This is a genomic window from Caulobacter sp. ErkDOM-E, assembly GCF_048541895.1.
Lineage (GTDB): Bacteria > Pseudomonadota > Alphaproteobacteria > Caulobacterales > Caulobacteraceae > Caulobacter.
Genome location: NZ_CP183331.1, coordinates 2,577,890 through 2,597,629 on the forward strand (window position 1 = coordinate 2,577,890; position 19,740 = coordinate 2,597,629).

Genomic DNA, 19,740 nt, shown 5'->3' on the forward strand with positions numbered 1-19,740 from the left:
AATCAATAAAGTCTCTGGATGAACTGAAGAAAAAGGATACCGGGTGCGAACGCCAGTGCGCGGCCTGTTTCGTCCTGCACAGACGGCGCGGCCAGCTTGGTGGCCGCTGGTCTTTTTTGCCGCCTATGTGATCATCGCCGCAGCGGCCTATGCCATGACCGTCGGCGCCGGCGGCCTGGCGGTTCTGTGGATCAACAACGGCGTGCTGGCTGCGGCGCTTTTGTTGCTTCCGCGCGGCACGGCAATTCCCCTGGCGCTGGCCTGCGCGCTGGTCGACTTTCTGGCCGCCCTGCTCACGGGCAGCGCGCCCAGCCAGGCCGCCCTGATTGCCAGTTTAGACCTCACCGAGTCGGTGGCCGCCGCCTTCCTGATCCGTCAGGTCGGTGGCGCGGGCCTGGACATTCAGCACTTCAGCAGACTTTGGCGGGTGGCCCTGCTGGCCGTGTTGCCGACCACCCTGATCATGGGCAGCCTGGGCGCGGCGCTACTCACGCGGCTCATCGGCGGCGATTTCGGGTCCATCTGGATCGCCTGGGTCGGGGGCGATTTCCTGGGGATGATGATCGGCGCGCCGGCAGTGCTGCTGCTGAGCAGAATGCGGCGATACGCTACGCCCCAGATCCTGAAGAGCGCGGCGCCAATGCATCTGGTGGCGGCCGCCCTGATCGTGGCGGCGATGCTGTTCCACTTCCTGCCCGCCGCGCCGCTCTTCCTCAGCTTCCCCCTTCTGCTGGCTGTTCTGCTGCGGCTGGATCCGCCGCGGGCCATCCTGGCCATTGCCGGATTCGCGTTCCTGACGGCCGGCAGCACGACCACGGGCCATGGCCCGATCGCGGCCCAGTACGAAGACATCTCCAGCCGGATTCTGGCCTTGCAGACCTATCTGGCTGCGATTCAGTTCTGTGCTCTGGCGATCATCAGCGTGATGTCGGAGCGAACGCGGGCTCAGAATGGGTTGAGCCGCGCCCTCTCGGCCGCCCGCACAGCCCGGCGTGAAGCCGAGGCCGCCGCCATCGCCAAGAGCCGGTTCCTGGCGGTGATGAGCCACGAGATGCGAACACCGCTGAACGGCATCAGCGGTCATGTGCAGTTGCTCAGCGCCAAGCGCGCTCTTCCCAAATCCACGCGCGAGCCGCTGGCGGCCATCCAGGCCTCGTGCGGTGTCCTGGTCTCGCTGATTGACGACGTACTCGACTATTCCAGCGTCGGCGACGGACAGGGACAGCGGCAGCTGAACCTCGCGCCAGTCTCCATCCCGACTCTCGTCCAGCGCGTCGCGGCCCTGATCCCGCCGCTGCTGGGCGACCGGCCGATCGCCCTGCGGGTCGAGATCCGCGCCATGGCCGAGGCCCTGCACAGCGCCGACGAAAATCGCCTGACCCAGATCCTGTTAAAGCTGCTCAGCAACGCCACCAAGTTCACCCAGCGCGGTCACATCACCCTGTCGGTCGCAATCAAGTCCAGCGATGTCGAGGGCGTGGACGAAGTGACCTTCTGTGTGGCCGATACGGGCATGGGGATCGCGCCGGACGATCTTCCGCTGCTGTTCCGGCCGTTCTCCCAGATCGACAGCACCCCGACCCGCAAGTTCTCCGGCGCAGGCCTGGGCCTGGCCATATCGCGCGCTCTGGTCGAGATGATGGGCGGCAGCCTGACCGTCGAAAGCACGGTCGGCCTAGGGTCCCGCTTCACCTTCAGCCTGCTGATGCCGCGCGTTGACCACCTGGAGCCAACCTTGGCTGCGCCGGCCCCGCCCCAGGATCTTCGCCTGCTTGTTGTGGACGACCACCCCATGAACCGGCAAATCGCCAGCCAGATGCTGGAGGCGGCAGGGTTCAAGGTCGATACGGCCGAGAACGGCGAGGACGCCGTACAGCGCGCCGGTCAAGCCTCGTACCACGCCATCTTCATGGACCTGCACATGCCGGTCATGGATGGGCTGACGGCCTGTCGCGAGATCAAGGCCCTTGGCGGCGACGTCGGGCGGACGCCGATTATCGCCATGACCGCCGCCACCTCGACGGATGACATTGCCGCCTGCTTGGCGGCCGGAATGGTGGACCACATCGCCAAGCCGATCCAGTTGATGACCCTGATCGCCGCAGCCACCAACGCTGTGCCCAACAGGGCGGCCTAATGGATTTTCGACCTGATTGACGACATCAGGTGCGCGAGCACCAGACCTGGGTGGCAGAGGCGCCAGGCGGGATGAGCATCCGTGGCGCTGCAAGGATGTGCAATAAAGGCCCTATTGCAAATGAAACTCGCCGAAGGACTTGAGCAGGGTCAAGGCCCTCTCCTCATCCAGACTTTCGGGTGCGAAAAACGCCAAGCCGACAGCTTTCAACGCACCGGCGTCACCAAGTCCCAGATGGCGGCAGGCCATGTTCCAGTTGCGGAACATGCGCGTCCCTCCAGCCCGTCTGGCGATCACTGTCATATCGCTGTGGCGCGTATCCGAAGCCACACGCGCGAAGGTCTGCTCGACCTCGCCGGCAGGCCCCTCCAAAACTTGCAGAAAGCGATCCGCGCCGATCACCAGCAAGCCGGAGATGTCGGAAACGCGATTGTTCTGGATCGACTTGGCGACGATCGCCGTGGCCATGTCGCTGGAAACCGCGCCGCCAGTGGCGCGACTGGCGTAGATCAATCTCACCAGACCGCGCGGGTGGTCCTCGAACTCGATCATAGGGTGAAGCTCCATCGCCAGGGGTCGATGGAGTCACACAAATGTATTCGGGTCTATAACGCCGCCGTGGTCAGACCGACGCTGTCGTCGACAGCCACTGACTGCGGCTCTGCCCATAGATTTGCGTGATCTTGCCATCTGGCTCGGCGGCGGTTCGCAACCAGGTAGAACCGAGACGTCGCGCCACGGCGATGGACGCGGTGTTCTCTGCGTCGATGCCGTGGATCACCTCGGTCCAACCCAGCGTATCGAAGGCCCCGCCCATGGCGGCTTGGGCTGCCTCGGTCGCGTATCCTTTGCCTTGGGCTTCAAGCGCGAACGCCCAGCCGATCTCAGTTCCCTCCGCGCCTTCGGGGATCCATGGGCCCGCGCGACCGATCCAGCGGCCAGAGCCTTTCTCGATCACCGAAAAAAGACCGCAACCTCGCAGCGCCCACATGCCGGCGGCGGTAGCGAGCCCCCGCCACGCGAAGACGCGATCCTGAGGACCACCAATAAAGGCGGTGGCCCGCTCATCGGCGTCAAGCGCAGCCCAGCCGTCCAGATCGCTCTCGGTCGGCGGACGCAGAAGCAGACGTGGCGTTTCGAGGTGCGGCTCCATCAGGAAGTTGATTTACGCTCTCTCATCAGCACCACCTCCCGCCAGATGCGGAAGAGGTACTCGACGGTCGCCGCCGTTCCAAAGAAGCTGATCGTATAGGCCAAGGCGTGGGCGCCGTTCGAGATCATCTGGATGATCGAACCTTGATCGGCCAATGCCATGGCGTTCTGTCGAAGCCACAGCGCATGCAATCCTCCGGCGACATCGCCGCACAGGTGCAAAAGGCCTGCGGCGACGATCAGCCGGGTCACGGGATGCAGGCGACGAAGGAAGGCCAAAGAGCGGTCAGCCGGCGCGGCATACTGATCAGGCATGCGCCTTCTCCCCGAGTGTCTGTGTGTTCAGGTATCGGAGGCGGCCATGGACCCGGACAAGCGCCTCGATCCAGAAGGCCGTGCCGACCAGAAGAGTTGTTTGAGCGAGCTCGCGAAGATTCCAGGCCATCGGCTCGGTAATGACGCCGAGCACGAAAGCAGCATCTTCCGGCCGCATGCCATCGGTCTCGACATAGACGACCGAAGCCACAAGACCAGCGAGCGTTATGGCCAGGACGCCGAGCTTCAGCATCACGCCCATAATCATCAGCCAGGTCACTGGATGCAGCCGCATGCGAATCCCCCTCCGCACGCCACCTTAACGCGAATGCCTTGGTCGCAAATCGCCTAAAGCGCCGCCGCGATCTTCTCGGCCAGGGCCTTCAGCTCCTCGACATCGGCCATGCCCTCGCCGTGCCGGCCCATCGCCTCGCCCTCGTAGCGGGGGATGACGTGGAAATGCAGATGAAAGACGGTCTGGCCGGCGGGCGCGCCGTTGAACTGGGTGACGATGACGCCGTCGGGCTTGAGCGCGGCGGTCACGGCGGCGGCGGCCTTCTGGGTGGCGCCGATCAGGCGGCCCAGGGTCTTGGCCTCGGCGTCCAGCAGGTTGCGGGCCTTGCTGGTCTTGGAGATCACCAGCATGTGGCCGCGAGCCTGCGGGAACACGTCCATGAAGGCCAGGACCTGATCGTCCTCGAACACCTTCACGGCCGGCATCTCTCCCCGGATGATCTTGGCGAAGATATTGTCGGGGTCGTAGGTTCCGTGAAGGCTCATGGCCGTCTCCTCATGCGAGCGGTGTCGTAGCAAACCACGGGGGGCGCGCAAGCCGCCGCTATCGCTCTTCCCTGAACGGCGAATATTCCTCGCTCAGCATCTGCATGTCGCTGACCACCGCCTCGCGCTCGCGGTCCAGATAGTCGGCAACGGGCTTGCGCAACATCGGGTCGGCGATCCAGTGCGCCGAATAGACGGCGCTGGGCAGGTAGCCGCGGGCGATCTTGTGCTGGCCCTGGGCGCCGGCCTCGACGCGCGGCAGACCCAGCCGGATCGCATGTTCAATGGCCTGATAGTAGCAGAGCTCGAAATGCAGGAACGGCACGTCCTCGGCGCAGCCCCAGTGGCGGCCATAGAGGCAGTCGCGGCCCAGCAGGTTCAGCGCCCCGGCGATCCACGGGCCGCCCGGCCGCCGCGCCATCAGGAGAATCACCTTGTCGGCCATCCGCTGACCCAGCAGCGAATAGAACTGCCGGTTCAGATAGGGCCGGCCCCATTTGCGGCTGCCGGTGTCCATGTAGAAGCCGAAGAAGGCGTCCCAGTGCGCTTCGGTCAGCTGATCGCCGGTCAGGGCCACGATCTCCATCCCGTCCTGCGCGTCGCGGCGCTCGCGGCGGATGGTCTTGCGGCGGTTGGACGACAGCTTGGCGAGGAAATCCTCGAAGGTGGCGTAACCGGCGTTTTCCCAGTGATATTGCTGGTCCTGGCGCAGCAGCAGGCCGCGCTGACCCATCCACGCCCACTCGTCAGCGTTGGGGAAGGTCACATGCAGCGACGAGGCGTCCATGCGCTGGCACAGGGTAAGGGCTCCGCCCAGCAGGGCCGAGCGCCCCTCGTCGGCGTCGATATCGGGCCGCACGATCAGCCGCGACCCGGTCACCGGCGAGAACGGCGAAGAACACTGCAGCTTCGGGTAGTACCGCCCCCCTGCCCGCTCATAGGCGTCGGCCCAGGCATGGTCGAACACGTATTCGCCCTGGCTGTGGGACTTCAGGTACAGCGGCATCACGCCGGCCACGCCGCCGTTCTCATCCTCGACCGAAAGATGCTGCGGGGCCCAGCCGGTGCGCGCCGCGACGCAGCCGCTCTCCTCCAGGATCGACAGGAAGTCGTAGCTGACAAACGGATCGCCGGTCGGCGCGGCGCAGGCGTCCCAAGCCTCGCGCCCGATTTCGGCGATTTCGCGATGAACGCGAACCGCCGCCTTGACCGAAGTCACGCCTCAAAGCCCTCAAAGATCAGGTTGTCGCAATGGTCGCTGACGGCGTGCCACTGCTCGGGCGACCGCACCGTCCAGGCCACCACCGGCATGCCCTTGGCGCGATAGAGGTCGGCGCGGGCGCTAGGCAGCATGTCCAGGCCAAGCGCCAGAAAGTCTGGTCGGGCGATCTCGACCTGCTCCAGCGCGGCCAGCGACCGGCGAACCTCCGGCGCCAGCTTGCGAGCGCTGTCGTCGTTCCAGGCGTAGGAGTCCAAGCCGCGCAGGATCTGCGGATGATGATCGGCGAACCAGGCGTGGGAATAGGGATTGAAGCCGATCACGGCCGTGGGGCCATTGTGATCGATCAGGATCTCGGAGACCCGCTTCTCAAGCTCGCCCACCTCGCCGAACGGAGTCTTCAACTCGATATAGACCATGGCCCGGTGGCCGATCAGGGTCAGGGTGTCGGCCAGGGTGGGAATGGTCTCGTCGGTTCCGCCAAGCGCCATGGCGCCGAGGTCGGCGGCCGTGTGGTCGCGCAGACGCCCCTCCCGGCCGGTCAGGCGGTCCAGGCGATCGTCATGGAAGACCACCGCCTCGCCATCGGCCGTCAGCTGGACGTCGAGCTCAATGGCATAGCCACGCGCGCACGCCGCCTGGAAGGCGGCCAGCGAGTTCTCGGGCGCGCCGCCGGGCGTCCACAGGCCGCGGTGAGCGATGGCGGGCTCGAACAGGCGCTCCCAGGCCTCGCCAAACACCTCGGTCGACGGACGCTCATGCGGACGCATCAGGCGATCTCCACCACGGCATCGACCTCGACCGCAAAGCCCAGCGGCAGGCGATAGACACCGACCGCCGAGCGGGCGTGGCGACCAGCGTCGCCCAGCACCTCGACCATCAGGTCCGAACAGCCGTTGACCACCTTGGGAATGTCGGTGAAGTCGGGACCGACCTGGACAAAGCCACCCAGCTTGACCACCCGCACCACCCGATCCAGGTCGCCGTCGCAAGCGGCCTTCATCTGGGCCAGCAGGTTGATCCCGCAAAGGCGCGCGGCCTTCTGGGCGGTTTCCAGATCGACGTCGACGCCGACCGTGCCCTTGATGCCGCCCGAAGCATCCAGCGAGATCTGGCCCGAAATGTGGACCAGGTTTCCCGACCGCACGAACGGCACATAGTTGGCGACGGGGGCCACGGGCTGCGGCAGCACGACGCCAAGCTCGTTCAAACGGTCATCGATCTTCGACATCACGCACTCCATTCACGAGCCGCAATGCTTAACGCCGCACAGGGCGGGCACAAGAAAAAAGGCCCGAACCGTCGCCGGTTCGGGCCTTCAATCTTGTCAGGCGGGACCGCGCCGGGCGCGAACCCGAAGTCGCCTTAGCGGGCGGCCTGGAACTTCTCGACAGCGGCGCTGGCGCGCTCGTTCAGGGGCTTCATCGAGTCCTTGATCGAAGCCGAAACGATCTCAGAAGCCTTGCTCATCTGGGCGATGTAGGCTTCCAGGGCCGACTTGGCCCAGGTCGTCTGCAGTTCCATGGCTTCCTGGACGCTCTTGGCGCCGGCCAGCGACTTCACGGCGGCGACCTGATCTTCGGCGGCCTTCTTGGAGTAGGCGAAGGTCTCGGCGCCCAGGGCTTCAGCGCCCTTGGTGGCGGCGGTCACCGAAGCGACGACGGCTTCGAGGTTCTTCTTGGAGACGGTGTTGGCTTCCGCCAGGGCGGCCAGCGACTTCTCGACGCCGTCCTTGAAAGCCTGGTTCGAGGCGGTGCTGAACTGTTCGACGGTCTTCTTCATCGTTTCGGCGGCGGCCATGGGGAGTCTCCTGGCAAATGGCGGGGCATGGCGAAGCTGTGCGAGCAGCCCCATGCGCTTGGGACAACACCGATTTGCCATGCTGCACTGCAGCAGTCAAGAAAATTGTGCAGCGCACCATGACCTAGCGTCATGCTGAAGCTCGACCGCAACGCGCACGTTTTTTTCGCACTCGCGACAACATCGCTCACCGGTTGTTTACTTTGGCTAAAGGCGGGTCAGTTCATGCTAGGGTCACGCGTGTGGCGGTGCGGAACCGCTCAGTTCAATTCTTATGACGGACGCTCATTTATGTTCGCCAAGCTTCGCTCCGCTCGCTCCCTGTTCGCCGCTGCCGGCGTCGCGCTGACGTGCCTGGCCGGCATGGCGCCGACCACCGTCGCCGCGCAGATCCCCTATTTGCAGCTGAACGCCGCTGAGCCGAAGTATGCGTCCATCGTGATCGACGCCAATTCTGGCGAAGTCCTTTACGACAAAAGGGCAGACAGCCCTCGTTACCCCGCTTCGGTGACCAAGGTCATGACGCTGTATCTGACCTTCGAGGCGCTCAGCGAAGGCCGGCTAAAGCCCACCGACCGCATCGTCATGTCGCCCCGAGCCGCCGCCCAGGCGCCGACCAAGTTGGGCCTGCCCGCCGGCGACAGCTTGACCGTGGACGAAGCGATTCGCGCCATGACCGTGAAATCGGCCAATGATGTCGCCGTCGCCGTGGCCGAAAAGCTGGCCGGCAGCGAGGCCCGCTTCGCGGCGCTGATGACTCTGCGCGGTCAGGAACTGGGCATGCGCAACACGCGGTTCGTGAATGCCTCGGGCCTGCCCGACAGCCGCCAGATCAGCACGGCCCGCGATCTGGCCATCCTGTCGCGCGCCACGATGCGCGACTTTCCGCAGTACTACAGCTATTTCAGCGTCCGGTCGTTTGCGTTCCGGGGCAATACGATCCGCGGCCACAACCGCCTGCTCGACAGCATGGACGGCTTTGACGGCCTGAAGACCGGTTATACCAACGCTTCGGGCTTCAACCTCGCCGGCTCGGCCGTGCGCGATGGTCGCCGTCTGATCGCCGTGGTTCTGGGGGGCTCCTCGACCGCCTGGCGCGACAACAACATGGAAGACCTGCTGCTGACCGGCTTCGAGGTTCTCAAGCGCCGCGCTCACGGCGACCGCACCACCATCGCCGCCAACCTTTATGAGACCGAGCCCAATGGCCCGATCATGCGGCCTTCGATCGAACAGGGCGACGGCGAGCAGTCGGGCCTGAAGATCGTGCTGTCCGATACGCCGCGCGCTCAGCCCGTAAAGGTCTCGCCCACGCTCAAGGCCGCCAAGACCGCCCAAAAGCCCAAGGGCGAGTGGGCCGTCCAGGTCGGCTCCTTCAAGTCCAAGGGCTTGGCCAGCAAGCAGCTGACCTTGGTGCGCGGCCGCTTCGCCAAGTTCGTGGCCGACGCCGAGGGCGCAGTCGAAGGCGCGGCCGGCGGCGCATTCCGCGCCCAGTTCCAGGGCCTGACGGCCGAGGCCGCGCGCAGCACATGCGCGGCGATCACCGCCAAGCGTCAGCCCTGCATGGTTCTTGCGCCGCGCTGATCTCGGCGACGACAGGCCATCAAATCAAGCCCGGAGCGCCCAGCGCCCGGGCTCCTTTTTTGACCGCTAAGGCTTCAGAAGACGGTCGCGCGCCGCATTGAGCTGCGCCGCCAGTCCGGCCGTGCCGCCCTTGTCAGGGTGGGCCAGGCGGATAAGGCGAGCATGGGCAGAGCGGATTTCCCCCGCGGTGGCGTCCGGACCGACGCCAAGGATCGAGCGGGCTTCAGTGAGGGTCGGCCCTGACTCTGCTGGTGAGGCGGCCTTGCGGGTGACGGGCCGCCGACGCGCCTCGGAGGCGCTCCACAGGCCGATAATGCCCAGGACGATGCCCGTGCCCCAACCGCCGCGAATGGTGGTGTAGGCCGCGCCCGCGAAGGCGGCCAGGGCGGCGACGCCGGCGCCGACTCGCCAGCCGTCCCCTTTCAGAAACGGCTTTCTGCTACCCCAGAACACCAGGGCCAACACGATGCCGCCAAGCAACAGATAGATCATCGCGATTCCGGACGCGCTCAGGCAGCCCCCAAGGGGCCCCTACTGAGCGGCGAGCAGAGTTTCCCCGGAATAGGCTGAAAGACCAAGCGAATGCATCAGGGCGCGCAGTTCCTGGCGCGCGGCCAAGTGTTGCAGCGAAACCGGCACCGGGCGAACCTGGGGTGACAGGTCGGCGATGGTCAGGCCGAAGGGGAACAGTTCGCGATAGATCACGCGGTCGCGAAGGCCCGGCCCCATGCGGAAGCCGACCCGCTTGGCCAGCGCCGTCAGGCGGTCTTCCAGACGCTTGCGGTTACGGGCCTCGGTGGTCGCCAGGCGGTTGCGCAGCACCACCCAGTCCAGCGCCTGGCGCTGACCGCTCATGGCGCGCGCCTTGCGGGCCTCCCAGACCGACTGCGAATAGAGGCTGGGCGTGGTCAGTTCCATGGTCACCGGATCGACGTGACCCAGCATGTCGAAGTCGACAAAGCTGTCGTTCATCGGGGTGACGATCAGATCTGCCCGACTGTGAGCCAGGCGCGAGATCGCGGTGTCGCCACCGGGGGTGTCGATCAGGACGAAATCGGCCTCTTCCAGGCCGCGGGCGAAGGCGATCTCAAAGCGTTCGACCTGCTCGCTCTCGGGCGCGGCGGCCAGGGCGATGTCGTCCTCGCTAAGCCGAAGCTGGATGGGCTCGGGCAGAGGCAGCTTTTTGTTTTCCAGCCAGGCGCGGCGGTTCTCGAAGAAGCGCATGGAGGTGCACTGACGCAGGTCCAGGTCGATCACCGCCACCTTGAGGCCGCCGTAGAGTAGGGCCGTCACGAGGTGCACGGCGATAGTGGACTTGCCCGCCCCACCCTTTTCGTTGCCGACCACGATCACGCGCGTCTCAGCCATGTGCTCGCTCCTTCATCCACCGCGACTCGCGCGGTCGATGAAAGGTTAACATGCACGCAATGGCTCAGCCGAGAGGTCATCGCATTGTTCCACAGGCCCTTTTGTCGCAGGGGGCGCCGCACCCGTGGTTGCCTGGGCGGCAAGGTGGACGCCGACGCCCCCCTCGGCCATAAGCCGACGCCAGTTCGCACAGCAGGCCGTCGATGCCCCAAGCTTCCCCCACCATCGTTCGCACCGTTTCCGATCTGCGGGACCACGTCGCCGCCTGGAAGGCCGCCGGAGATCAGGTCGCCCTGGTTCCGACCATGGGCGCCCTGCACGAAGGCCACCTGACCCTGATCAAGCTGGGCCAGACCAAGGCCCGTCGCACGGTGGCCAGCGTGTTCGTCAATCCCAGGCAGTTCGCTCCGCACGAGGACTTCGACGCCTATCCGCGCGGCGAGGCTGCCGACGCCGAAAAGCTGGCCTCGGTCGGGTGCGACCTGATGTTCGCGCCCTCGGCCGGTGAAATGTATGCCCCGGGCTTCTCGACCGCGATCCAGGTCTCGGGCGTGTCCGAACCGCTGGAGGGCGCGGCCCGTCCGCAGTTCTTCGGCGGCGTGGCGACCGTGGTGGCCAAGCTGCTGATCCAGTGTCAGGCCGACTACGCGGTGTTCGGCGAGAAGGATTACCAGCAACTGCAGGTCATCAAGCGCCTGGTGCGCGACCTGGACCTCCCGGTCGAGATCGTTTCGGCCCCCACCGCCCGCGCCGAGGACGGCCTGGCCCTGTCTTCCCGCAACGCCTATCTGTCGGCCGAGGAACGCCAGATCGCCGCCGCCCTGCCAAGGGCCCTGCGCGCCGCAGCCCAGGCTGTGTCGGAGGGCGGAGCTATCGATGAGGCGGAAGCTGCGGGCAAGGCCGCGCTGAACGCCGCCGGCTTTGGCCCGATCGACTATCTGGATATCCGCGAGGCGTCTGATCTGTCGAAGCTGGGGCCCGGCCCGATCGGAGACGCGCACGGTCGCATCCTGGTCGCTGCCTGGCTGGGCAAGACCCGTCTGATCGACAACATGGCCGTGGGCTGACCTGCAGGATCAGTCCATCGGGTGCAGCGCGATCAGCAGCCCCACCACCAGACTGACGAACATCAGACCCACGCCGATCACTGCGTACAACGCCCTCATCGACTTGCCCTCTATGTTTCTGCAAGCAGATTGCACGCCTTGGGGTTGTTTTTTCGCTAACGATCGCGCTAAAATCTACCAGGCGCCCAGTTCACGCAGCTGGCGGGCCAGATCCAGGGGCATCTCAGCGGCTTCGCTTTCCGTCAGATCGGCCGGCGCATCCTCGGCTGGCAGATAGCGCCAGCCCTGAAAGGCCCGCCTGGGCTGCGGAACCACACGAATGATCGGCGGATCGACCGTCACCTCGCAGCGCTTGGCCGCGCCCTCGCCCACCGTGTCGATGGCCAGGATCTTCTGGCGGCACAGGACCTGGCCCTTGAAGACGCGATAAAGCGAGCCGCCATCCAGCACCTCGTCGACGCGCTTGGGCGTCATGCGGGTGTGCATGATCCACGGCTCGCCGGTCTTGTGCCAGGCGAGCAGGTCCTCGATCGTATCGCAACCGACGACCAGCTTGATGATGTGCAGGGGCATGGGCGGTTGTTAGCGCGGTTCAGGCCACCGGTTCCAGCCTGGCCAACACCACACCCTCGCTGACCTGACCGCCGGCCACGGCCGACAGCTCGGCGACCACGCCGTCGAACGGCGCGGCCAGGGCGTGCTCCATCTTCATGGCTTCCAGAGTCAGCAGGGTCTGGCCCTTTACGACGCTCTGGCCCGCCTCGACCGCCACCGAGACGATCTTGCCCGGCATGGGCGACAGGATTGCGCCATCCGAGGCGGCCGAATGGGCGTCGCCACCCTGGTAGTTGAAGTCGAACTCCTGGACGTCGCCGCCCTCGAACACCCGCAGCGGGCCATCGCCATGCGCGCCGGGCAGGACATCGACATCGTCCAGAGCCCGACAGTCATCGACGGTGATGTCCCAGGACCAGTCATCACCGCGGCCGCCGGCCAGGGCGACGCGCAACGGAACCTTGCGGCCGTCGATGCTCATCGGAAGGTCCATGGCCGCGCGGGGCGCATTCATGCGGAAGCCCAGCAAACGCGATGGCGCGCTGACGAACGGATCGGCCTTGGGCTGATCGGCATCCATAAAGCCTTCCAGGCGCTGGCCGATAGCGGCCAGGGTCGGGGCGTCAGAGAAGGTGCGCCCGACCAGTTCGTCCAGCCGAGCCTCGATGAAGCCCGTATCGATCCGGCCTTCGACGAAATCCGGATGACTCGCGCAACGGGCCAGGAAGGCGGCGTTGGTCTTGACCGGCCAGACCTCGACCAGGCCGCAGGCCTCGGCGAGGCGCAGGGCGGCGTCCTCGCGGTCGACGCCATGGGCGATCAGCTTGGCGATCATCGGATCGTAGAACGGCGAGACCTCGCCGCCCTCCTCCACCGCGCTGTCGACGCGCACATCGCCCTCTGGCAAGCGGAAATGCTTCAGCTTGCCGGTGCTGGGCAGGAAGCCGGTGACCGGGTTCTCGGCATAGAGGCGAGCCTCCATCGCCCAGCCGTCCAGTTCGATTTCGTCCTGCTCCAGGGGCAAGGGCTCGCCAGACGCGACGCGCAGCTGCCATTCGACCAGGTCCTGGCCGGTGACCATCTCGGTGACGGGATGCTCGACCTGCAGCCGGGTGTTCATCTCCATAAACCAGATGCGGTCGGCGCGCAGGCCTTCGCTGGCGTCGGCGATGAACTCGACCGTGCCGGCGCCGACATAGTTCACGGCCTTGGCGGCCTTGACCGCAGCGGCGCAGACGGCCTGGCGGGTGGCCTCGTCCATGCCGGGGGCCGGGGCCTCCTCAATGACCTTCTGGTGGCGGCGCTGCAGCGAGCAGTCGCGCTCGAACAGGTGGACGACATTGCCGTGGCTGTCCCCGAACACCTGCACCTCGATGTGGCGCGGGCGGGTGACATATTTCTCCAGCAGCACGCGCTGGTCGCCGAAGCTGGCGGCCGCCTCGCGCTGGCACGAGGCCAGGGCCTCGGCGAAGTCGGCGGCCGCCAGCACCTTGCGCATGCCCTTGCCGCCGCCGCCGGCCACGGCCTTGATCAGCACGGGGTAACCGATGATGGCCGCTTCCCTGGCCAGGCGCTCAACGGACTGATCGTCGCCCAGATAGCCCGGCGTAGTGGGTACGCCAGCGGCGATCATCACCTTCTTGGCGGCGTCCTTGAGGCCCATGGCGCGGATGGCGCTGGGCGGCGGGCCGATCCAGACCAGACCCGCATCGAGCACCGCCTGGGCGAAGTCGGCATTCTCGGACAGGAAGCCATAGCCGGGATGGATCGCCTCGGCCCCCATCTGCCGGGCGGCCGCCAGGATCTTTTCTGGAACCAGATAGCTCTCCCGCGCCGGCGCCGCGCCGATCAGGATGGCGCTGTCGGCCTCCATCACGAACGGCGCGTCGGCGTCGGCCTCCGAATAGACGGCGATGGTCCGCACCCCCAGTTCCTTGGCGGTGCGGATGATCCGGCGGGCGATTTCACCCCGGTTGGCGATGAGGACGGAAGAGATCACGGGAGGGAAAGGACCTAGATCTGGGAAAGGGTGAAGAGGAGCAGGGTCAGTTGAATTCAGTCTATTCCGTCCAGGACGGCTTGCGACGCGCCAGGAAGGCCCGCACGCCCTCTTGGCCCTCTTCGGACACGCGGCGGCGCGCGATGCGCTTGGCGGTCTCCTCGATCAGGCCCTTGTCGAGTTTCTGATCAGCGAAGTCGTTGACCAGCGCCTTGGCGTCGCCGATCGCGCCGGGGGCGCAGGCGACCATCTCCTCGATCAGGGCGTCGCGCGCCACCTCAAGGCCGGCGACATCGTCGAACACTTCATCGACCAGGCCGTAGCTCCAGGCCGCATCCGCATCAAATACCCGGCCCGTGGCGAACAGCAGCTTGGCCGTGCGCGGGCCCAGAGCCGCGATGACATAGGGGCTGATGGTCGCGGGGGTCAGGCCCAGCTTGACCTCCGAGAAGCTGAAGGTGGCGTCCGCCGTGGCCATGGCGTGATCGCAGGCCGCGACCAGACCGGCGCCGCCGCCGAACGCCGGGCCTTCGACCAGGGCTACGGTCAGGGCCGGCACGTCGTGCAGGGCCTTGAGCATGTGGGCCAGTTCCAGGGCGTCGAGGCGGTTGTCGTCCTCGCTCCAGTCGACCGCGTCGGCCATCCAGCTCAGGTCAGCGCCGGCGCTGAACGCCCCGCCCATGCCGCGCAGGAACACCACCCGGACGCCCTCGGCGCCGTGCAGGGTCTCGAATGCCTCCCGCAGGGCCGCGATGGTCGCCGCGTCGAAGGCGTTCTTCTTTTCGGGCCGGTTGATCCAGACGGTCACCGCCCCTTCAGGCGTGCTTTCCAGGTGAACCAGCGGGCTCACGGCGTCGGTGTCGGGAACTTCGACAATCGGATCGGCGATAGGGTTGGTCATCGGTCTGGGCCTTCCTGAACTCTGGGCAGACAGTACATCACATGCGGTCGCAGCGGGTGGTCCTGAGACAGGCCCGGATGATCGAAATCCCTGTGCTCGTCGCGCAGGAACCCCAGCCGCCGCATGACCGCCTGGGACCGAACGTTCGAGCGGGCCGTAAAGGCCACGATTTCTTCGACAGGCAAACGCCCGAAGCCGTCGGCGAGGATCGCCGGCATGACGCCCGAGACCAGGCCGCGCCCCACGGCGTCGGACCTCAGACGCCACATGGCCTCGACGCCCTTGAACCCCAGGGCGCCGTCCAGGGCGTGCAGCCCCGCCGCGCCCACGGCCTCGCCGGCCTCATCCAGCACCGCCCAGATCCCCCAGCCGTCGTCGACCAGACCCGACGCCACGCGTTCGAACGTGGCGCGGCTCTGCGCGGCGCTCATTGCACCGCCCAGCCAGTAGGCGACCAGTGGATCACGGTTCAGCGCTTCCCAGGCGGGAAACAATGTCTCGGTCCAGGGAGCCAGACGAGGATGGGGCGCGGCAGTCATAACTACATCCGGAAGACGCCGAACGTCGTCTCCGGGATCGGCGCGTTGAGGCTGGCCGATATGGCCAGACCCAGGACGTCGCGAGTTTGAGCCGGATCAATGATCCCGTCATCCCAGAGGCGCGCGGTGGCGTGGTAGGGATTGCCCTCGTCCTCGTACTTCTGGCGGATCGGAGCCTTGAAGGCCTCGGCTTCCTCGTCGGTCCACTTGGCGGCGTCGCGGTGGACGGTGGCCAGCACGCTGGCGGCCTGCTCGCCGCCCATCACCGAGATGCGACTGTTGGGCCAGGTGAACAGGAAACGGGGCGAATAGGCCCGGCCACACATGCCGTAGTTGCCGGCCCCGAAGCTGCCGCCAATCAGGACGGTGAACTTGGGCACCTCGGCCGACGCGACGGCCGTGACCAGCTTGGCGCCGTCCTTGGCAATGCCGCCGGCCTCGTACTTTCCGCCGACCATGAAGCCCGAGATGTTCTGCAGAAAGACCAGTGGAATCTTGCGCTTGCAGGCCAGTTCTATGAAGTGCGCACCCTTGACGGCGCTCTCGCTGAACAGCACGCCGTTGTTGGCCAGGATCGCCACCGGCTGCCCCCAGATACGGGCGAAGCCACAGACCAGGGTGGTGCCATACAGCGCCTTGAACTCGTCGAACTCGCTGCCGTCGACGATGCGAGCAATGACCTCGCGGACGTCATAGGGCGCGCGGACGTCAGTCGGGACGATGCCGTAGAGTTCCTCGGCGTCGAACAGCGGCGCCCTGGTCTCGGTAATCACCAGTTCGGCGGGCTTGGTGGTGTTGAGGTTGGCGACGATGGAACGGACGATCTCCAGCGCGTGCTCGTCATCATTGGCCACGTGATCGACGACACCCGAGCGACGGCCATGGGTGTCGGCCCCGCCCAGTTCCTCGGCCGAAATGACTTCCCCCGTGGCGGCCTTCACGAGCGGCGGGCCCGCCAGGAAGATGGTGCCCTGGTCGCGGACGATGACGGTCTCGTCGCTCATCGCCGGCACATAGGCGCCGCCGGCGGTGCAGGATCCCATGACGCAGGCGATCTGGGCGATGCCCGCCGCGCTCATCCGGGCCTGGTTGAAGAAGATGCGGCCAAAGTGGTCGCGGTCGGGGAAGACTTCAGCCTGGTGGGGCAGGTTCGCGCCGCCGCTGTCGACCAGATAGACGCAGGGCAGCCGGTTCTGGGCCGCGATCTCCTGGGCGCGCAGGTGCTTCTTCACCGTCATCGGGAAATAGGCGCCGCCCTTCACGGTGGCGTCGTTGGCGACGATCATCACCTCACGGCCCGACACCCGGCCGATGCCGGTGATCACGCCGGCGCCGGGGGCCTCGCCAGCATAGAGGTCGCAGGCCGCCAGTTGACCGATCTCGAGGAACGGCGAACCCGGGTCGAGCAGCCGCTCGACGCGCTGGCGCGGCAACAGCTTGCCGCGCGCGACATGGCGCTGGCGGGTCGCTTCGGAACCGCCCAGGGCGGCCGTGGCCACCCGCTGGCGCAGCTCTTCGACAAGGCCGCGATTGTGGGCGGCGTTGCGGGCGAAGGTCTCGCCGGACGGATCGATAACGGAGTTCAGCTTCGGCATGTGAGCGGCATAGCCTTTTACTTTCAAACCCGAAAGGCGGTAGTTTTCGCCTCTCGCCCAGCAGTAATCCGCGAAAACCCTCCGCGAACGGTCTTGGCCAGGGCGCGACAGTTCGGACCGATCGCACCGCGATGGTCAAGCCTTGCCATTCAAGCTAGCGTCCCGTCGTGGGAACGACTCTGGACGCCTTCGACGACTCTGCCTTGGCGCGCCTGTTCGCCCGTGAGCGGCGCGATGGGGTGGCGTCGTGGTTCTCTCTGCCTGGCGGCGCGACGCTATATGCCCCGGGCGAGGAAGCCGACCAACTGTATTTCCTGCGCACCGGCCGCCTGGGCGCCTTTCGGCGCGAGGAAGGCCAGGAGCCTCAGTTCCTGGGGGTGATCCGCCCCGGCGAACCGGCCGGCGAAATGGCCCTGATCGGCGGCACCCCGCATTCGGCCAATCTTGTGGCGCTGCGGGACAGCGAGGTTCTGGCCCTGCCCCGCGCCGACTTCTTCGAGGCGGCAGAGAACGACCCGACGGTGATGCTGGAACTGTCGCGGCTGATGATCCGTCGCGCCCGCCAGGCCCAGACCCACGCGGCAATCGGCGATCCGTCGGTCTTCGGCTTCATCGCCGTCGAGCCCGGTCAGGCGATCCGGCCCGTCGTCGAACGGCTGGCGCGCTGCATGGAAGCCCTCGGCTATTCCGTGACGGTCGAAGGCGCCGAGTCGCAGCTGGCGCCGACCGAGTGGTTCAGCAATGTCGAGCGCGAGCACGACTTCGTTCTCTATGTGGCCGAGGCCGACGAGACCCAGTGGAAGCATGTGGTGGGCCGCCAGGTCGACCGGCTGTTTCGCATTGGACACGGAGAACGCACGCCGCCCGACGCTATTCCGTCCTACGCCTCCGGCCCGTTGCAGGCCCAGCGGCTAGTCGACCTGATCCTGCTGCAATCGAGCAGCCTCAAGCAGCCCCAGGGCTCGGAGGCCTGGATGGAGGCCACCAAGGCGGCGCGGCTGTTCCATCTGCGCGAGAACGGGATGGCCGACGTGCAGCGTCTGGCTCGGATGTTGACCGGGCAGTCGGTAGGCCTGGTGCTGTCGGGCGGCGGCGCACGGGCCTATGCCCATATCGGCGCCATTGAAGCCCTGCGCGAGCGCGGCGTTCCCATCGACTTCGTCGGCGGCGCCTCGATGGGCGCGGTGATCGCGGCGGGCCTGGCCATGGGCTGGGACGACGGCGAGATGGAAACCCGCATTCGCCACGCCTTCGTCGACTCCAGCCCCCTCGACGACATCGCCTTCCCGATGATCGCCATGACCCGTGGCGACAAGGTCAAGGCGCGGTTAGAGGAGCACTTTGGCAACGTCCAGATCAGCGATCTGTGGCTGCCCTTCTTCTGCGTCTCCTCGAACCTGACATCGGGCTCCTATCACCTGCACCGGCGCGGGCGACTGCATGACGCCCTGCGCGCCTCGATTTCCCTGCCCGGCGTCTTGCCCCCGGTGTGCGAGAACGGCGCGGTGCTGGTCGATGGCGCAGTGATGAAGAACTTCCCGGCTGACGTCATGCGTTCGATGCAGCTGGGGCCTATCGTCGGGGTGGACGTCACGCGCGGTCGCAGCATTACCGACGAGGACGTGGTCGCGCCGGCGTCCCTGTGGAAGTGGATCTGGTCGGGCGAATGGCGCAAGGGACCGCCCATCGTGGCCCTGTTGATGCGCGCCGCAACCGTTTCGACAGGCCGCGACCTGGCCGCCAGCCGCGAAGCCTCCGACGTGCTGATCACGCCGAAACTGGACAAGATCGATATCCGGGACTGGCGGGCCTTTGCGCCGGCCGTCGCGGCCGGCAAGATCGCGGCCGGCATCGCCCTCGACGGGCTGGACAGGCCGGTCACCGACCTGCGCCGCCGCCCCAGCCTGGCCGAACGCGCCCGCACGGCGCTCAATCCCGTCGGGCGAGGATGAACATCCGGGTGAACGGAAACAGTGTCACGCCGTCCTCACGGCGCGGATAGTCGCGCGCCAGCCGCGCCCGCCAGGCGTCTAGGAACGCCGCCTTCTCCTCAGCGTCGGTCAAGGCGTCCAGATAGGGCAAAAGCGTCGTCCCCATCGTCCAGTCGACGATCGGATCCTGGCCGTGCAGGGCGTGCAGATAGGTGGTCGTCCAGATATCGATCTCGGGACACAGCGGCGCCAGCCAGGCGTAGTAGTCGCGCGCATCGTGGGTGGGCCGCACACCCTGGACGCTGGCCAGTCGCGGGGCCCAGGGACCGGTCGCGGCGATCTCGCCCAGGGTCTTGCGCCAGGCTACCTCGGTCACCAGCGGCATCTGGCAGGCCAGCACGCCGCGCGGCGCCAGGGCGTTCGCCAGGCGCGGAAACAGGACGGCATGGTCGTCGACCCATTGCAGGGCGGCGTTGGTGAACAGCAGGTCGACCGGGTGATCGGGCGCGAAGCTGGCGATATCGCCCAGAACCCAGTCCACCCGGGTGGAAAGCCCCCTCGCCCGCTCCAGCATCTGGGGACTTGAATCCAGGCCGTGCACGGTCGCAGCGGGGTGTCGCGCCGCCAGCAGCGCCGCCTGCTCGCCCGCGCCGCAGCCCAGGTCCCAGATCTGAATTGGATCAACGTCACGCGGTAGCGCCGTCAAAAGATCGAGCGCGGGTCGCTCCCGATAGCTCCGATACAGGGCGTAGATGTCGGGGTTCCAGACAGGCATAGACGTGGCCTTCACTTCGGGTG

The 19,740-nt window shown here is 66.6% G+C and carries 21 protein-coding genes; 4 read left to right on the top strand and 17 right to left on the bottom strand.

What is annotated here, in order from left to right; translation table 11 throughout:
• Positions 1-43: 43 nt before the first annotated feature.
• On the top strand, positions 44-2,137 hold the full coding sequence (locus tag ACN2C7_RS12615; protein WP_419317319.1) for a response regulator: 2,094 nt from the start codon (positions 44-46) through the stop codon (positions 2,135-2,137).
• A 111-nt stretch (positions 2,138-2,248) separates the two neighbouring features.
• On the opposite strand, the gene ACN2C7_RS12620 is transcribed toward ACN2C7_RS12615, so the two are convergent.
• The 9 genes from ACN2C7_RS12620 to ACN2C7_RS12660 form a co-directional block, all read right to left on the bottom strand.
• The gene (locus tag ACN2C7_RS12620) at positions 2,249-2,689 is read right to left on the bottom strand and encodes a BLUF domain-containing protein (RefSeq protein ID WP_419317320.1); all 441 of its coding nucleotides are present in this window, start codon (positions 2,687-2,689) and stop codon (positions 2,249-2,251) included.
• A 70-nt stretch (positions 2,690-2,759) separates the two neighbouring features.
• Complete coding sequence (locus ACN2C7_RS12625) at positions 2,760-3,290, bottom strand: GNAT family N-acetyltransferase (protein ID WP_419317321.1); 531 nt, start codon at positions 3,288-3,290, stop codon at positions 2,760-2,762.
• On the bottom strand, positions 3,290-3,604 hold the full coding sequence (locus ACN2C7_RS12630) for a hypothetical protein (RefSeq protein ID WP_419317322.1): 315 nt from the start codon (positions 3,602-3,604) through the stop codon (positions 3,290-3,292). The genes ACN2C7_RS12625 and ACN2C7_RS12630 overlap by 1 nt, the downstream gene beginning before the upstream one ends.
• Positions 3,597-3,899: a hypothetical protein gene (locus ACN2C7_RS12635; RefSeq protein ID WP_419317323.1), complete on the bottom strand. Its 303-nt coding sequence runs from the start codon at positions 3,897-3,899 to the stop codon at positions 3,597-3,599. The genes ACN2C7_RS12630 and ACN2C7_RS12635 overlap by 8 nt, the downstream gene beginning before the upstream one ends.
• Before the next feature lie 53 nt (positions 3,900-3,952).
• Positions 3,953-4,384, bottom strand: coding sequence for an HIT family protein (locus tag ACN2C7_RS12640; protein ID WP_419317324.1), 432 nt, complete (start codon positions 4,382-4,384; stop codon positions 3,953-3,955).
• Positions 4,385-4,442: 58 nt separating this feature from the next.
• Positions 4,443-5,603 carry a GNAT family N-acetyltransferase gene (locus ACN2C7_RS12645; protein ID WP_419317325.1) on the bottom strand — a complete coding sequence of 387 codons (1,161 nt, stop codon included), beginning with the start codon at positions 5,601-5,603 and terminating at the stop codon, positions 4,443-4,445.
• The gene (locus ACN2C7_RS12650; protein ID WP_419317326.1) at positions 5,600-6,373 is read right to left on the bottom strand and encodes a glycerophosphodiester phosphodiesterase; all 774 of its coding nucleotides are present in this window, start codon (positions 6,371-6,373) and stop codon (positions 5,600-5,602) included. The genes ACN2C7_RS12645 and ACN2C7_RS12650 overlap by 4 nt, the downstream gene beginning before the upstream one ends.
• Positions 6,373-6,834: a RidA family protein gene (locus ACN2C7_RS12655; RefSeq protein WP_419317327.1), complete on the bottom strand. Its 462-nt coding sequence runs from the start codon at positions 6,832-6,834 to the stop codon at positions 6,373-6,375. The genes ACN2C7_RS12650 and ACN2C7_RS12655 overlap by 1 nt, the downstream gene beginning before the upstream one ends.
• Positions 6,835-6,968: 134 nt before the next feature.
• Positions 6,969-7,403, bottom strand: coding sequence for a phasin family protein (locus tag ACN2C7_RS12660; RefSeq protein ID WP_419317328.1), 435 nt, complete (start codon positions 7,401-7,403; stop codon positions 6,969-6,971).
• 291 nt (positions 7,404-7,694) lie between these two features.
• Between ACN2C7_RS12660 and ACN2C7_RS12665 the strand changes: the two genes are divergently transcribed.
• Positions 7,695-8,987, top strand: a complete 1,293-nt coding sequence (locus tag ACN2C7_RS12665; protein ID WP_419317329.1) for a D-alanyl-D-alanine carboxypeptidase family protein — start codon at positions 7,695-7,697, stop codon at positions 8,985-8,987.
• Between the two features lie 66 nt (positions 8,988-9,053).
• Here ACN2C7_RS12665 and ACN2C7_RS12670 read toward each other — a convergent pair whose 3' ends face one another.
• Together ACN2C7_RS12670 and ACN2C7_RS12675 are read right to left on the bottom strand one after the other, a co-directional pair.
• Positions 9,054-9,479 carry a J domain-containing protein gene (locus ACN2C7_RS12670; RefSeq protein ID WP_419317330.1) on the bottom strand — a complete coding sequence of 142 codons (426 nt, stop codon included), beginning with the start codon at positions 9,477-9,479 and terminating at the stop codon, positions 9,054-9,056.
• Between the two features lie 39 nt (positions 9,480-9,518).
• Positions 9,519-10,355: a division plane positioning ATPase MipZ gene (locus ACN2C7_RS12675; protein WP_419317331.1), complete on the bottom strand. Its 837-nt coding sequence runs from the start codon at positions 10,353-10,355 to the stop codon at positions 9,519-9,521.
• 203 nt (positions 10,356-10,558) lie between these two features.
• Between ACN2C7_RS12675 and panC the strand changes: the two genes are divergently transcribed.
• A complete protein-coding gene (gene panC, locus ACN2C7_RS12680; RefSeq protein ID WP_419317332.1) occupies positions 10,559-11,422 on the top strand; it encodes a pantoate--beta-alanine ligase in 864 nt (287 codons plus the stop codon).
• Positions 11,423-11,596: 174 nt separating this feature from the next.
• Here the strand turns inward: panC and ACN2C7_RS12685 are convergent, their stop codons facing one another.
• The 5 genes from ACN2C7_RS12685 to ACN2C7_RS12705 all read right to left on the bottom strand — a co-directional run bounded on the left by ACN2C7_RS12685 (position 11,597) and on the right by ACN2C7_RS12705 (position 17,011).
• Complete coding sequence (locus tag ACN2C7_RS12685) at positions 11,597-11,995, bottom strand: DUF1489 family protein (RefSeq protein WP_419317333.1); 399 nt, start codon at positions 11,993-11,995, stop codon at positions 11,597-11,599.
• A gap of 19 nt (positions 11,996-12,014) precedes the next feature.
• Positions 12,015-13,976 carry an acetyl/propionyl/methylcrotonyl-CoA carboxylase subunit alpha gene (locus ACN2C7_RS12690; RefSeq protein WP_419317334.1) on the bottom strand — a complete coding sequence of 654 codons (1,962 nt, stop codon included), beginning with the start codon at positions 13,974-13,976 and terminating at the stop codon, positions 12,015-12,017.
• Positions 13,977-14,037: 61 nt separating this feature from the next.
• On the bottom strand, positions 14,038-14,877 hold the full coding sequence (locus ACN2C7_RS12695) for an enoyl-CoA hydratase-related protein (RefSeq protein ID WP_419317335.1): 840 nt from the start codon (positions 14,875-14,877) through the stop codon (positions 14,038-14,040).
• A complete protein-coding gene (locus ACN2C7_RS12700) occupies positions 14,874-15,416 on the bottom strand; it encodes a GNAT family N-acetyltransferase (RefSeq protein WP_419317336.1) in 543 nt (180 codons plus the stop codon). Before ACN2C7_RS12700 ends, ACN2C7_RS12695 begins: the two co-directional genes overlap by 4 nt.
• A 2-nt stretch (positions 15,417-15,418) precedes the next feature.
• On the bottom strand, positions 15,419-17,011 hold the full coding sequence (locus ACN2C7_RS12705) for a carboxyl transferase domain-containing protein (RefSeq protein WP_419317337.1): 1,593 nt from the start codon (positions 17,009-17,011) through the stop codon (positions 15,419-15,421).
• A 179-nt stretch (positions 17,012-17,190) separates the two neighbouring features.
• On the opposite strand from ACN2C7_RS12705, the gene ACN2C7_RS12710 reads away from it, so the two are divergent.
• The gene (locus tag ACN2C7_RS12710) at positions 17,191-18,963 is read left to right on the top strand and encodes a patatin-like phospholipase family protein (RefSeq protein WP_419321469.1); all 1,773 of its coding nucleotides are present in this window, start codon (positions 17,191-17,193) and stop codon (positions 18,961-18,963) included.
• Here ACN2C7_RS12710 and ACN2C7_RS12715 read toward each other — a convergent pair.
• Positions 18,941-19,717 (bottom strand): methyltransferase domain-containing protein, encoded by a 777-nt coding sequence (locus tag ACN2C7_RS12715; RefSeq protein WP_419317338.1) that lies wholly within the window; start codon positions 19,715-19,717, stop codon positions 18,941-18,943. The two genes, ACN2C7_RS12710 and ACN2C7_RS12715, sit on opposite strands and share 23 nt — an antisense overlap.
• Between the last annotated feature and the right edge of the window lie 23 nt (positions 19,718-19,740).